The sequence below is a fragment of the Pseudoalteromonas sp. SR41-8 genome (assembly GCF_014163915.1).
Lineage (GTDB): Bacteria > Pseudomonadota > Gammaproteobacteria > Enterobacterales > Alteromonadaceae > Pseudoalteromonas > Pseudoalteromonas rhizosphaerae.
This window is the reverse complement of the sequence record NZ_JACJEE010000029.1, coordinates 1-12598: the sequence shown is the minus strand read 5'-3', so window position 1 is coordinate 12598 and position 12598 is coordinate 1. Positions and strand designations below refer to the sequence as shown.

10 protein-coding genes are annotated in these 12598 nt (G+C 37.3%); 5 read left to right on the top strand and 5 right to left on the bottom strand.

What is annotated here, in order from left to right; translation table 11 throughout:
* Positions 1–319 precede the first annotated feature (319 nt).
* On the bottom strand, positions 320–3034 hold the full coding sequence (locus tag H5162_RS16645; RefSeq protein ID WP_182779014.1) for a TonB-dependent receptor: 2715 nt from the start codon (positions 3032–3034) through the stop codon (positions 320–322).
* 422 nt (positions 3035–3456) lie between these two features.
* On the opposite strand from H5162_RS16645, the gene H5162_RS16640 reads away from it, so the two are divergent.
* From H5162_RS16640 to H5162_RS16630, 3 genes are all read left to right on the top strand, one after another.
* Entirely contained in the window at positions 3457–4215 is a 759-nt protein-coding gene (locus H5162_RS16640; RefSeq protein ID WP_182759764.1) for a rhamnogalacturonan acetylesterase, read from the top strand.
* A gap of 257 nt (positions 4216–4472) precedes the next feature.
* Complete coding sequence (locus tag H5162_RS16635; RefSeq protein WP_182759763.1) at positions 4473–5468, top strand: LLM class flavin-dependent oxidoreductase; 996 nt, start codon at positions 4473–4475, stop codon at positions 5466–5468.
* Between the two features lie 239 nt (positions 5469–5707).
* Positions 5708–6688 carry a patatin family protein gene (locus H5162_RS16630; RefSeq protein WP_145239058.1) on the top strand — a complete coding sequence of 327 codons (981 nt, stop codon included), beginning with the start codon at positions 5708–5710 and terminating at the stop codon, positions 6686–6688.
* An 83-nt stretch (positions 6689–6771) separates the two neighbouring features.
* On the opposite strand, the gene H5162_RS16625 is transcribed toward H5162_RS16630, so the two are convergent.
* Together H5162_RS16625 and H5162_RS16620 are read right to left on the bottom strand one after the other, a co-directional pair.
* On the bottom strand, positions 6772–7638 hold the full coding sequence (locus H5162_RS16625) for a DMT family transporter (protein ID WP_182757804.1): 867 nt from the start codon (positions 7636–7638) through the stop codon (positions 6772–6774).
* 88 nt (positions 7639–7726) lie between these two features.
* The gene (locus H5162_RS16620; protein WP_145239052.1) at positions 7727–8437 is read right to left on the bottom strand and encodes an AraC family transcriptional regulator; all 711 of its coding nucleotides are present in this window, start codon (positions 8435–8437) and stop codon (positions 7727–7729) included.
* Between the two features lie 193 nt (positions 8438–8630).
* On the opposite strand from H5162_RS16620, the gene H5162_RS16615 reads away from it, so the two are divergent.
* Positions 8631–10037: a sodium:alanine symporter family protein gene (locus H5162_RS16615; protein ID WP_182717275.1), complete on the top strand. Its 1407-nt coding sequence runs from the start codon at positions 8631–8633 to the stop codon at positions 10035–10037.
* 73 nt (positions 10038–10110) lie between these two features.
* Positions 10111–11157 carry a patatin-like phospholipase family protein gene (locus tag H5162_RS16610; RefSeq protein WP_182779012.1) on the top strand — a complete coding sequence of 349 codons (1047 nt, stop codon included), beginning with the start codon at positions 10111–10113 and terminating at the stop codon, positions 11155–11157.
* A gap of 133 nt (positions 11158–11290) precedes the next feature.
* Here H5162_RS16610 and H5162_RS16605 read toward each other — a convergent pair whose 3' ends face one another.
* Together H5162_RS16605 and H5162_RS16600 are read right to left on the bottom strand one after the other, a co-directional pair.
* Complete coding sequence (locus H5162_RS16605; RefSeq protein WP_310736438.1) at positions 11291–11920, bottom strand: DUF4238 domain-containing protein; 630 nt, start codon at positions 11918–11920, stop codon at positions 11291–11293.
* 45 nt (positions 11921–11965) lie between these two features.
* A complete protein-coding gene (locus H5162_RS16600) occupies positions 11966–12232 on the bottom strand; it encodes a hypothetical protein (RefSeq protein ID WP_182779010.1) in 267 nt (88 codons plus the stop codon).
* Between the last annotated feature and the right edge of the window lie 366 nt (positions 12233–12598).

The window sequence follows — 12598 nt, the reverse complement described above, 5'->3', positions numbered from 1 at the left end:
CATAACATCATTCATCTTTAATTTACATTTTCAATGGCGTGCGAATACCATTTAAGTGCAACATTATTTATAAGCACTGTGGTTTAACTGATTATTAGCCATCGGCTGCACTTCGTTTTAATTATAAATAACTGATGCGCTACTTTAGTCGTATAATTACAACATAAGGTATTATTGTTAGTATGTGATTAATTTATGATTATCAATTAAGAAAGGCAATTAACATTGAGTTGTCTGTATTGTGCGCATAGAAAAACAGCTTAATTAAAATGTTAATTAAGCTGTTTACTTTAGGGGAATTTAAAGTTTAAACATTGTTTTATAAGTTGTAGCGTATTCCTAAAAAGAACTGTCGGCCGGTATGATTATATTCACGTGGTAAATCTAAACTGCCATCACCCGTTGTATAAAGGCGTTCATACTCGTCGGTAAGGTTAATTGCTTCAAATGTTACGGTGACATTTTCATTAATATTATAAAAGGCTGATAGGTCAAAATGTGTTGGACCAGATGTCGCTTCTTCAGCATTACCATTGTTACCCGTGTAATCAGTGATGTAATTGTCGCGTTTATTCACTGAAGCACGAGCGCCATAGTTTTCTTCTTCATAATACAGGGTAAAGTTATAAGAATTTTTAGAAAGACCCGTAATTTCACCTGCAGATACATACGTATAGTTAGACACTAACCCCATATTTTTTAACAACCCAGGTAGGAATGAAAAAGGTTGCTGATAAATAAGTTCAAGCCCTTTGATCACAGTTCCTTGACCATTTACAGGGACGAAATGTGTGTAAGGAGTAGTTCTAGGATCGAGTGCACTTGATGGATCATATTGCGGATCATTATCAATGAAAGGTAAATAAGCAGGATCGACTAGTTTTTCTTCACTATCACTTTTTATAAAAGAGCCAATGTCTTTGTAAAACGCTGTTGCTGCTAATAGCGATTCTTCTGCAAAGTACCATTCAACACCAAAGTCTGTATTGGTAGAGGTAAATGGGTCTAAGAATGGGTTACCCGCACTAACAGTGCCGTTTAAATAAGAAAACGATGGATTACCAGGATTAAGTGAACTCAAACTCGGGCGGGTCATGGTTTTAGATAAACCCAGCCTTACAATCACATCATCGGTTGCATCAAGGGCTAAATTTAGCACTGGTAAAATATTGTCATAGCTATTGTCGATTGATACCGCATCAGTTTGAATAAAACCTGTTGATGTGGTCTCAGTTTTTACATAGCGAACACCTGCATTAGTTCTGAGCAGCATACTTGAAATTTCATACTCAAAATTTGTTTCGATGTAGGCAGCCATTGTTTCTTCTTCAACTTTCCAGCTCTGCGCACTGCGTGGCACCCACTCTTTAACTAAAAGCTGTGAATTTATTGCATCAAAATCAGCCACTATAAAGGGTGATAACGTACCGTCATAACCGGTGCCAAAATCATCGTAGGGCATTAACTGAGAAAATCCAGCTGCAGAATCTTGATCAGGAAAACCGTTTATTTGTGATTCATCGTAACTAACCGTTCTGTCGTTATAGGCAATACCGCCTTTGATATTCATCATATCCATCTCGTATGATAAATCAATTTTAGCGGTGTCATTTTCTCGTAGTACATCGGTTGCACGTAAGCGCCCATCGGCTAAATCAAAGGAGTTGGCATCTAGAGTATCGTAATCGTAATTCATCACAGCGGTATTATTGCTGGTGCCAAAATCCATCGATACTCTATGAGGTGTGTTATTGGTCATGTTATAACGATACTGTTCAGAGCGAGCATCCGATTCAGCAGTGCCCACCATAGCGTCTAATCGAAGGTAATCAGATAAGTGATATTTAGCTGAGAATACGTATTGTTTAAATTTTGTTTTTGAAATCTGCTGACGACTTTCTACTCGAGATTTAACGCCGTTAAATGTCGCTGCTTGGATCTGTTTTCCATTGTCAGCAATGGTAATCGATTCAGGAGTAATTTCGCTGAATGTGTTTCTAAACATCTCGAAAAAGTTGTACATAGTACGGTCATTATCAAGAGTTGAATGTAATGTATCTAGTGTAAGGACCAGATCATCGTTAGGAGCATATTGTAATGAACCGGTAAAGCCTAAACGGTCTTGTTCATTACCGAAAAAATCAGGGCGAGGCAGGCGAGGCGTATATAAGCAGTTCACAGCATCGACTGTTTGACCTTCGAACTCACAGTCCCCTGTTTTGGGTGTGCCAATAACTTCAGTATTAGAGGTGTCAGCATAGATACCGCCACCATCAAGTACGGGGGTGGTCCAGCGTACTGTACCAAAGCCTTCTTGGCGCACGGTGCGTTCAGATTTTGCGACAGAGAATAAAGCCCCGATTGTATCATCAGCAAATGTGTTGCTGATCATAAATACCATCCGTGGGTCGACTTCTTCAGTGAGGTCGTTATAACCGGCTTGCGCAGACGCTGCAACATGAAAGCCTGTTGTGTCAAACGGACGTGCAGAATACATATCAACAGTCCCGGCTATACCACCTTCTTCAGTTGCGGCCGTGGGCGTTTTTTGGATATCAACACGATTAAATAGTTCGGATGCAAATATATTAAAGTCAAATGCACGGCCACCATTTACGCCGCCACCAGAGTCGGTGCCATCGGTACTAGCAGGTACTTCCATACCGTTTAAGGTAGTACGTGTAAATGCAGGACCTAAACCACGTAAGGTAATTTGCCGTCCTTCACCACCTTCACGAGAAATAGCTACCCCAGGAATACGTTGTAATGATTCGGCGATATTCAGATCAGGGAATTTACCAATATCTTCAGCCGCGATAGATTCAGTGGTATTTACTTCAAAACGTTTAGTTGCTAACGATTTATTTAATGATGATCTAAATCCAGTTACTTGAATTAACTCAATGTCATTTTGGGCTTTAGTATCTGTTTGTGGCTGTTCATCGGCTGCGATTGCATACGATGTTGTGCCCAGTAGTAAGGCACTAACAATGCAGTTAAGTGGCTTGAGAACGAACTTATTTGCAGTCTTCATTGTGTGTTCCTTTTTTATGCTGTTGATTTGAGCTTTTATTTTTATTACTTTATTTAGCCAGTCAAATATAAGTCTATGATTAAATGTCATAAAACTATGATTTGAATCGATAGCAATATCAGCTAAATACAAATGCTACCGGTGGCATAGAAATCAAGCTATATCTAAAAAAGCGTATTGTCAAACCTAATAAATTACATTTTTCATGGTTTATTTACATTTTTTTTGCAGTAAAAGTACATTAAGGACTGGTTCAATTTTATTCAGCACTATGATTTAACTTGTTATTTGCCACCGGTGGCAGTTGGTGGTATGTTTATAACTGGAACTACATTTTAATAAAATTATTTTTCACTAAACTACAAAAAATAATTTTATTACGAGCTAAACTGATTTTTTAAAAACGACAAAGAGCGAGTAGAATGGGAAAATTAATTGCAGCAATATTTATCATGATGAGTTTTTCAAGTATGTCAGCAACTACTAAAGTTCAGCTTTTTATGGCAGGGGATTCAACCATGTCAATTAAAGAAGTGAAGGATTACCCTGAAACAGGTTGGGGAATGCCCTTTAGTATCTTTTTTAATGACAGCATCGACGTTAAAAATCGTGCTAAAAATGGTCGTAGTACACGCACCTTTATCAGTGAAGGCTTGTGGGCAGGGATTATAAATGAACTTAATAAAGGTGATTTTGTGATCATTCAATTTGGTCATAACGATCAGTCAAAACACAAAGTGGACCGTTACACTACACCAGAGCAATATAAGCAAAACCTAGTTAATTTTATTGCTGAAGTAAGAGCAAAGCAGGCACAGCCATTACTGATGACTCCGGTAACGCGTCGTAATTTTGATGAAAAAGGTCAGATCAAAGACAGCCATCCTATTTACGCTGATATAGTAAGAGATGTAGCCAAACAGACTGAGGTCGATTTTATTGACATGGAACGAGTGACCCAACAGTATTTTCAAAAGCTTGGTGGGATCAACTCACGCTTACGTTTTATGCATATAGCACCTAACTTGCATCCAAATTACCCTATGGGCGTAGAAGACAATACCCATTTCAATGAACTCGGTGCTCGAGAAGTTGCTCAATTAGTATTAATAGAAATGAAAAAAATAAATCACCCACTCGTTAAACAATTACGCATACCTGATCCAAAACATTTAAAATAAAAATAATATTTATAAATCATATTGTTATGTTTGATACAGCTAATAACGTGTGTAGTTTATTTAGTGTACTGTAATTGCATTGAATGAGTGTAAGTGCATTTAATGCAATAATCACTCTGCACTTAGCTTAATCGACAGGATCAATTGAGTAGTTAAAATCAATGATTGAATTAACCACCCAGCAGACCCATTAATGTAATGATGGTTAAATTATTTTGACTATCTTTATCACTTATTAAAGGCAATGAGGAGTACGCATGTCTGGGTTATCTGCAATACCGTTTTCTTTACTTGAGCTTAGCCCAATGAAAGAAGATGCCACCGTCTCAAGTACTCTTGCAAATAGTGTCGCTTATGCACAAAAAGCTGATGAACTCGGTTTTAACCGATTTTGGATGGCTGAACATCATAATATGCCGGGAATTGTCTGCGCGGCAACCTCTGTATTAATTGGCCACATAGCAGGGCAAACTAAAACTATACGAGTAGGTGCTGGTGGCGTTATGTTACCAAATCACCCGCCACTGATTGTTGCAGAGCAATACGGCACGTTAGAGAGTTTATACCCTGGGCGTATTGATTTAGGTTTAGGTCGCGCTCCAGGTAGCGATCATATAACCAGTCGTGCTCTGCGCCGAGATGAACGACGCGCTGAAAACTTTGCCGATGAAGTCACTGAACTGCAAACTTTATTAGGCCCTTACGATGGTAGTCACCCTGTTCGCGCTATTCCTGGCGAGAACACCAATGTACCTATTTGGTTACTTGGTTCCAGTTTATACAGTGCGCAACTAGCTGCTAAAAAAGGCCTCCCTTATGTGTTTGCTGGCCACTTTGCACCGCGTTTTGTTTATGATGCAATCGCTTTATATCGCCGTGAATTTCAACCTTCTGATGTGTTAGACAAACCGTATGTAATGCTTGGCTTACCGATAGTTGCAGCAGATAGCGATGAACATGCACAGTTTTTAGCAACCACGTCAAAACAGCGTATCTTAGCACTATTACGTGGTGATCCTTTATGGCTAAAAGCTCCCGTTAAAAGCATGGCTGGATTATGGAATGAGCAAGAGCAGGCTCAGGTTGAAAACTTTTTAGGATTATCTGTGGTAGGGAGTCCAGTGACCATTGCTCATAAGCTAAATATGATAGTCAAAGAGCTTGGTGTCGATGAGTTCATTTTTACCAATGATCTTTACCAAAGTAGCGACCGTCATCACGCGTTGGAGATTTTACGGTCAATAAAAGCATAACCACTGAAAATTAAGCTAAGGTACACTTAACCCCCGTTACAATACAGAAACTAGCTAATACACAATGTTTACTAGTTTCTGAACTCTACTTAAAAGTGCAAAACACAGCACTAATCTTATTTAAGCTTGCGTTCTGTTTTTATAATCAATTCGATTTATATAATCAATTTTAACGTTTGATTTAAACACATTAAAATGAAGGTATAAACCAATAAAGTAATTACAAAGGAAGGCATATTTTGAAACCTCAAGACCCCAAAATCACAAATACTTTCGATAAAACAGCATTGATCGCGGAAGGTGGTGGGCAACGAGGGATCTTCACCGCAGGTGTACTCGATGCATGGCTTGAACATGAATATGACCCATTCGATTTATTTATTGGTACTTCAGCAGGTTCACAAAACCTTACTAGCTATTTAGCTCGCCAAAAAGGGTATGCCAAACGCTTAATCAGAGGGCTTTCGCGTCACAAACGATTTTTTCAATTAGGCCGTGGTTTAGTTGGTAAACATATAGTCGACTTAGACTGGTACTTTGATAAAACTACCGAAGTTAACAGAGCACTTGATTTTAAAACTGCAAAAGCAAGTTTGGGTGAACGAGAGTTACTTATTACCGCCACTAATGCCCGTGATCGAAAACCTTATTTTTTATCACCAACCGGTGAAGGCCAGCAATGGCGAGATCTATTGAAAGCGTCAAGTGCACTGCCATTTTTATATAAACAAGGTGTAAAACTCACGCCATGGTTAAATGCATTAGCTGCTAATGAAATAGATAAAACCGACGTACACGCTGAGTCAGACTTTTACCTAGATGGTGGCCTTGCTGCGCCACTACCAGTGCGCGAAGCCTACAATCGTGGTGCACGTAAAATTGTGGTGATCCGCACAGTTGATCAAGACTTTCAAGCGCAATCGGCATGGGTAAACAAGTTAAAAGCGTTTGTTTGTGCATCAGGATATTGCCCAAAAACCTTAGATTACTTATTACAACACGAACAAGCGTATGAGGATGAGTTAGCATTTATTGCCAATCCTCCGAAAGATGTAGAAATAATACAAATTTTTGCAAACCAAAAGCTTTCGAGCAAATTACTTGGTAGTTCAACCAATGATCTACGTCGTGATTATAAATTAGGTTTATTGGCAGGTAATAACTATTTTACTGAGCAATACCCAGCAAACAATACCCACCCTGTTGCTGTGGCTAACTAATTGGTATTAATGAATTTATTCCTATCAGTTGTATGTGAGTTGGATAAGTATCATGTGTTGTTAGTTTGTAATTAATAAGCGAGTCATAAATGGCTCGCATTAACGACCCGAGGCCTGCATTTATAATTACTGATCGCTGCGCCAATTAAAACAAATGCCAATGCAATTAAAACTGACCATGAAAAATGTATTTGTTGAGCCATAACCAGTAACACGGTAGATAGTAGCGGTGTTAAAAAACTCAAAGAGGCGAGTAACGTTTTATTACCTCTTTTTAAAGCGATGTCCCATAAGTAAAATGCGCCACCGACAGGTCCTAACCCTAACAAAAAAATACCTACAGTCTGCGTTAATGAAAAACGTGTGACTGTTTGTTCAAAATATATATGTGCCAATAAGGCCAAAATAGCTACATAAAGAGAAAGCCAACCAATATCATCAACGTGATTATCAAAGCGAGTCATGAACAATGAATAACTCGACCATAATAGCGCACAACTCGCAGCAAATAGGTAGCCTAAAAAGTACTGGCTATTGATAGTAAAACCACTGCCATCACTAATTAAAAACACGATCCCTATAAAACCAACCAGCCCGCCTATAATCGCATTTATTTTGTTTTCAGACCGCGCGACAAAAACACCCAATAACAATGGCCATAAATATACAATCAGGCTAATTTCGATCAATGGTGCATATTTAAGTGCCATAAAATAACAAAAATGAAAACCAAATAAACCAACTATGCCAATAATTGTTTGCGCCTTACCAAGTGTAGGCAGAGTTAACAAAGGCTGCTTGGTAACAAGCCGTTTAATAAACAGCAATAAGAACGACACAAAGAAGCACATAAATAGTAATTGAAAAGCCGGTAATGCTTTAGTTAAATTACCTAACAATGCTAATGCGCCCCATAAAAAAATAGCTAATACGCCGAAAATTGTAGACATAGCAAACATTTAATTAAAAATTAATTGATAAAGGTAGTTTATCAATTTTACTATCTAACACTGTGCTTAAAAGGCGATATTGTTGACGCTAAAGCTGCTTTTTTAAGTCTCGTGGGGATTGTTTGAAGTAGCAAGTGAAGGCGCGACTAAAAGCTGATGGGTCGTTATAACCAACCTGTTCACCAATTACTGCTATAGGTAAATCAGAGTAACAAAGTAAGGAACGCGCATGTTCCATTCTTAATTGCGTGTGATGTTTAACCGGGCTGGTGTGCATACATTGCTTAAAAACCGCTTTGAATTGAGTAACACTTAAACATGCAACCGCAGCCATATCATTCAATGTATAGTCTATCGATAAATCTTTTTTTATTAATAACAAAACGTTATTTATCCGCGGATCAATAGTCGCATTGGTAGTTTGTTGCCTGAGTAACACCAAAAATAAATTAAAACATAACGCTGCTTCATCTATGTTAGTTACACCTTGCAACTGCTTTTGGGTAAAACTTAGATAGCTCATTAATTTATCGTCAATACTGAAACAGGGGGCATTCATCGTCGTTAAGTTATTTGGGAGCTCTAATAAATCGGCCACTATAAAACGTGCATTTTCATCTGATTTAAACGCATGTAGAGTATTTTTAGGGATCACAACACATTGACCAACACCAACAGGCGCCGCGAAATTATTCATTTCAAGTTCTATATAGCCACTAAGTGGCAAAACAAGTTGGTGATAGTGGTGCTGGTGGCTGTGGATTTTTCGTGTGTAGTATCGAATCGATAAGCTATTCATCTATTAAATTTAATAATTGCTATGACAAACAATCATGAAGGGAATTGTAGGGTGTTGTAAATAACTTATTGATATTTTAATACACTCAATACTTGCTAATTTATATCAGCAAGATAAAGTATTGCCAACTAAATATTCTTAAATTCAGCATATGTATTCTATTGCAGGTTGAAAAATAATAACAAGGGCAAACATGTTTGATTTAATCGTAGGCAGTATAAATAACCTGCTTTGGGGTGAAGGACAAATACTGATCTACATTTTACTGTTTACAGGTATTTGGTTTTCAGTACGCTTAAAACTGATTCAAATTTTAAAATTTAAACACATGTTCAGCCTTCTCAAAGGCAGTAGCAAATGCAATAAAAACGACATTAGTTCGTTTCAAGCACTGTGCACCGGATTAAGTGCGCGGGTTGGAACTGGCAATTTAGCCGGTGTTGCTGTTGCGATATCATTAGGTGGCAGTGGCGCCATATTTTGGATGTGGGTGATTGCCATACTGGGCATGGCGACCGGTTTTGCAGAAAGCGTACTTGGCCAAGTGTATAAAGTACGCGATAGCCAAGGCGAATTCAGAGGTGGCCCCGCTTATTATATTCAACAAGGAATAGGCAGTCGTAGTCTCGCTATCGCGTTTGCGTTGTGTTTGTTCTTAGGTTATGGCTTTACTTTTAGCGCGATGCAAACCAACACCATTACTGATGCGCTTAATTTCGCTTTTGAAATTCCAACCTTATATTCAGGCATAGTCATAACTCTGCTTGCAGGCTCTATTATACTCGGTGGCTTTAAAGCTATTGCCCGCTTTGCTGAGCGAGTAGTGCCGGTGATGGGCATTGTATTTGTACTGGCAGCTGTGATTATTACCTTGATTAACTTCACCCAAGTACCTGCTATGTTGAAGGATATATTCTTATCTGCTTTTGGGCTGCAAGAAGCCGGTGCAGGCGCAATGGGTGCGGCAATCAAAAACGGTATTCAACGTGGCTTGTATTCAAACGAGGCTGGCGCAGGCAGTGTACCGCATGCATCAGCAAGTGCGTCACCCATTCCAAATCACCCAGTAACGCAAGGGTATATTCAAATGCTTGGGGTGTTTTTTGATACTATAGTGTTGTGTAGTTGTACCGCTGTGATTATCTTATTGGCTGATATTGATATCAGTGGTGAGATGGCAGGCATTCGCTTAACACAAGCGGCAATGACCGCACATTTAGCACAAGGGGGCGTGTACTTTGTAGCAGCAGCCATTACTTTATTTGCCTTTACCTCGGTAGTGGCTAATTACGCTTACGCCGAAAGTAACCTACATTTATTTAAGCTCGATAATAAAGTAGGGCGCGGCATTTACACATTTTTATATCTATCAATGATGATGTGGGGGGCGTCTGCCACATTAAAAGAAGTATGGGATTTAGCCGATATTGCTCTTGGCTTGATGACAGTTGTCAATGTAATTGCCATAATACTGCTCACCCCGACTATTTTAAATGTCACAGACGATTATAATAGGCAACGAGCTGAAGGTATTGAGCCTGAATTTAATGCAAAAAATGTGCTCATTCAAGGTAAAACCGAGCAGGGTATTTGGCACTAAACATGACTATTGTCGCGAGGTTTTTTGCATAAGTATTCACCTTGCTGGTTGTTGAAAATGATTAAGTATTTTTATGATTGATATATATGCAGGTAAAACTGCGGCAAAAATAATTACAGAACAAGGTTTTAAGCCCGACCTTTTTAATGCCTTTTTAGGTGCATCCGGTGGCCCTAAATGGTTTACTTTATTTGGTTTAGATAAGTATATTTTTGGTGAGTTTTTTAAAAACCGATCATCGCAACTCAATTTAATTGGATCATCGGCTGGAGCATTCAGATCTGCATGTTTTTCACAAAACGATCCCGTTGCGGCCATTGAACGCTTAGCAAAATCGTATTCGCAAACCCGATATTCTAGTAATAAACCCACTCCTAATGAAATTACCACTAAAGCCCGCGCACTACTCGAAGATGTGTTTGGTAATCATGGCGTTACAGAAATAATCAATAACCCGGTATTTAAAGCGCATTTTATCGTTGCAAAATCTAACGGGTTAATTGCCAGTGAACATAAATTAATACAGCTTTTGGGTTTATCAAAAAGTTATCTGTTTAATCGCGTTAATCGTAAATTATTAGGCGGGCAATATGAGCGTTTTATTTTTGGCGCACCGAATAGTAATTTAAGTATTACTGACAGCTACAATTTTAAAACTCAAAATATCGCACTCACACAAACAAATTTAAAAGATGCCTTACTGGCATCGGGATCAATACCGCTAGTAATGCAAGGTATAAAAAATATTGCCGGCGCGCCTGCAGGCATGTATCGCGATGGTGGTATTGTTGATTACCACTTTGATTTTAAAATTAACAATCCTGGACTTATTCTATATCCACATTTCAATTCAGATCCAAAAGCAGGGTGGTTTGATAAAAGTTTAAAACGTAAAGTCGCCGCTGAAAATTACGATAACGTAGTAATGATCACTCCCTCTAAAAAATTCATCGCCAGCTTACCTTACGGAAAAATCCCCGACAGAAACGACTTTACAGAACTCGATGTGGATACACGCATTAAATATTGGAACACCGTGTTTAGTGAAACTGAAAAATTAGCCGATGATTTTGATAAAAAACTCAATAGTGAAAATGTTGAGCTGAAAATAATTGAATGATCTAATCTATCAAGTAATGTAGTTTTATGAGTCGTAGTTAATAATCCATAAATTATCGTACGTAATATTAAAGGAAAGGGCGAAAGTCCTTTTTATCAATTATTTACAATGTTAGCAATAAGATATAATGGCACTAGTGAGTTTTCATAAATAACTTTCTGTATTCATTTATAGAAGATTCTGAATCTGCAAAATAAGTTTGATGTGAATTTTGAACAATTAATGAGTTAAATAATTTTACATCTTCTGTTGTACATAACTCATTAAAAAATTTAGTGTTTATATCACGTAAGATTACATACCCAAACTTTGGTGAGATTGGAAAATAGAGATCTTTACCATTACCAGTAATACTTTTAAGACTTACTACTGGTGAATCAGAAGTAATAAATGAAATGTCTGAAGAGTTAATTAATGGGATATGAATATCGATATTACAATTTGTTAAGAGATTAAGAGCGTAATTTTGCCCAAAGACAAAACTAAAAAACCACCAGTGTTTTCTAAATACACTCAATAGAATGTCAATATCTTTTTCATCTCTAAAATTCTCATTTAAAGAAAATCTAGGCCACAAATTTAACTTAGAAAAACTACTATCTTTTAAATCTTTAGTCCTAGTTGCCTGATGACCAAGAAAATTCATAAAATCTTTAAAGTAATCTGAGTTTTCAAGGATATTAAAATCACCATTACTTAGTTGAGGCAAAACTTTAAGCATTTCACCCTCTATTTTAGAATGATAATTCTCTAAAAGGTTAATTTTCCAGTTATTAACACTATCGGATTGTTTTAAAGCAGCTTTAAACTAATTGTAGTAATGAAGGTTTATCTCGTAATTAGAATCAGATATAAACTTAAGAATGATCTTAATATATAGATCTTCATAATTTTCAATATGTTCCAATTTATAAAAAAAATCTTGCTTAGGTACTCCAAGTGCGGTTTCAGTTGCTGCAATATGTTTTTTAGTAGCAAAGTAAGCTAATTTATTATCAACCTGCCAATTTTCTAGATAACGCCGCCAAACAAAATGATGATTTTTTTTTGGTACTAATTTTTTGGATTCTAGCAAAATTAACTTCCTGTCTTTTCTGAAATATCACCAACAATATCTAGTAATTGGTTCTGTAATTCAAATAAATACTTATCTTGTGTAGATGTCTGTCTTTTGAGGTTTTGGTACATTTGCTCTGATTTCTTAGCAGAACATTTATATCGGTGTACTAACTGTAAATCAGATGGTTTTACTATACCCCAAGGCGTAGTCATTTTGTTGTCGTGATATCAAATTCTATAATCTGCCCATGGGCGAGTAGGAGAAAATAGCCTAGATAAATTATTTAAATTTGCTTTAGCTGACGCGTTTGATAAAAGTATAGCTATAAAAAATTTGAATTAAAACTAATTGAAAAATTTAAGCTGTAAGTTATTTTTGGCT

Excerpts from the sequence above, each read along its gene's own strand:
- H5162_RS16645 (WP_182779014.1), bottom strand. The coding sequence starts at position 3,034 with ATGAAGACTGCAAATAAGTTCGTTCTCAAGCCACTTAACTGCATTGTT.
- H5162_RS16620 (WP_145239052.1), bottom strand. The coding sequence starts at position 8,437 with ATGAATAGCTTATCGATTCGATACTACACACGAAAAATCCACAGCCAC.
- H5162_RS16640 (WP_182759764.1), top strand. The coding sequence starts at position 3,457 with ATGGGAAAATTAATTGCAGCAATATTTATCATGATGAGTTTTTCAAGT.
- H5162_RS16625 (WP_182757804.1), bottom strand. The coding sequence starts at position 7,638 with ATGTCTACAATTTTCGGCGTATTAGCTATTTTTTTATGGGGCGCATTA.
- H5162_RS16610 (WP_182779012.1), top strand. The coding sequence starts at position 10,111 with ATGATTGATATATATGCAGGTAAAACTGCGGCAAAAATAATTACAGAA.
- H5162_RS16635 (WP_182759763.1), top strand. The coding sequence starts at position 4,473 with ATGTCTGGGTTATCTGCAATACCGTTTTCTTTACTTGAGCTTAGCCCA.
- H5162_RS16615 (WP_182717275.1), top strand. The coding sequence starts at position 8,631 with ATGTTTGATTTAATCGTAGGCAGTATAAATAACCTGCTTTGGGGTGAA.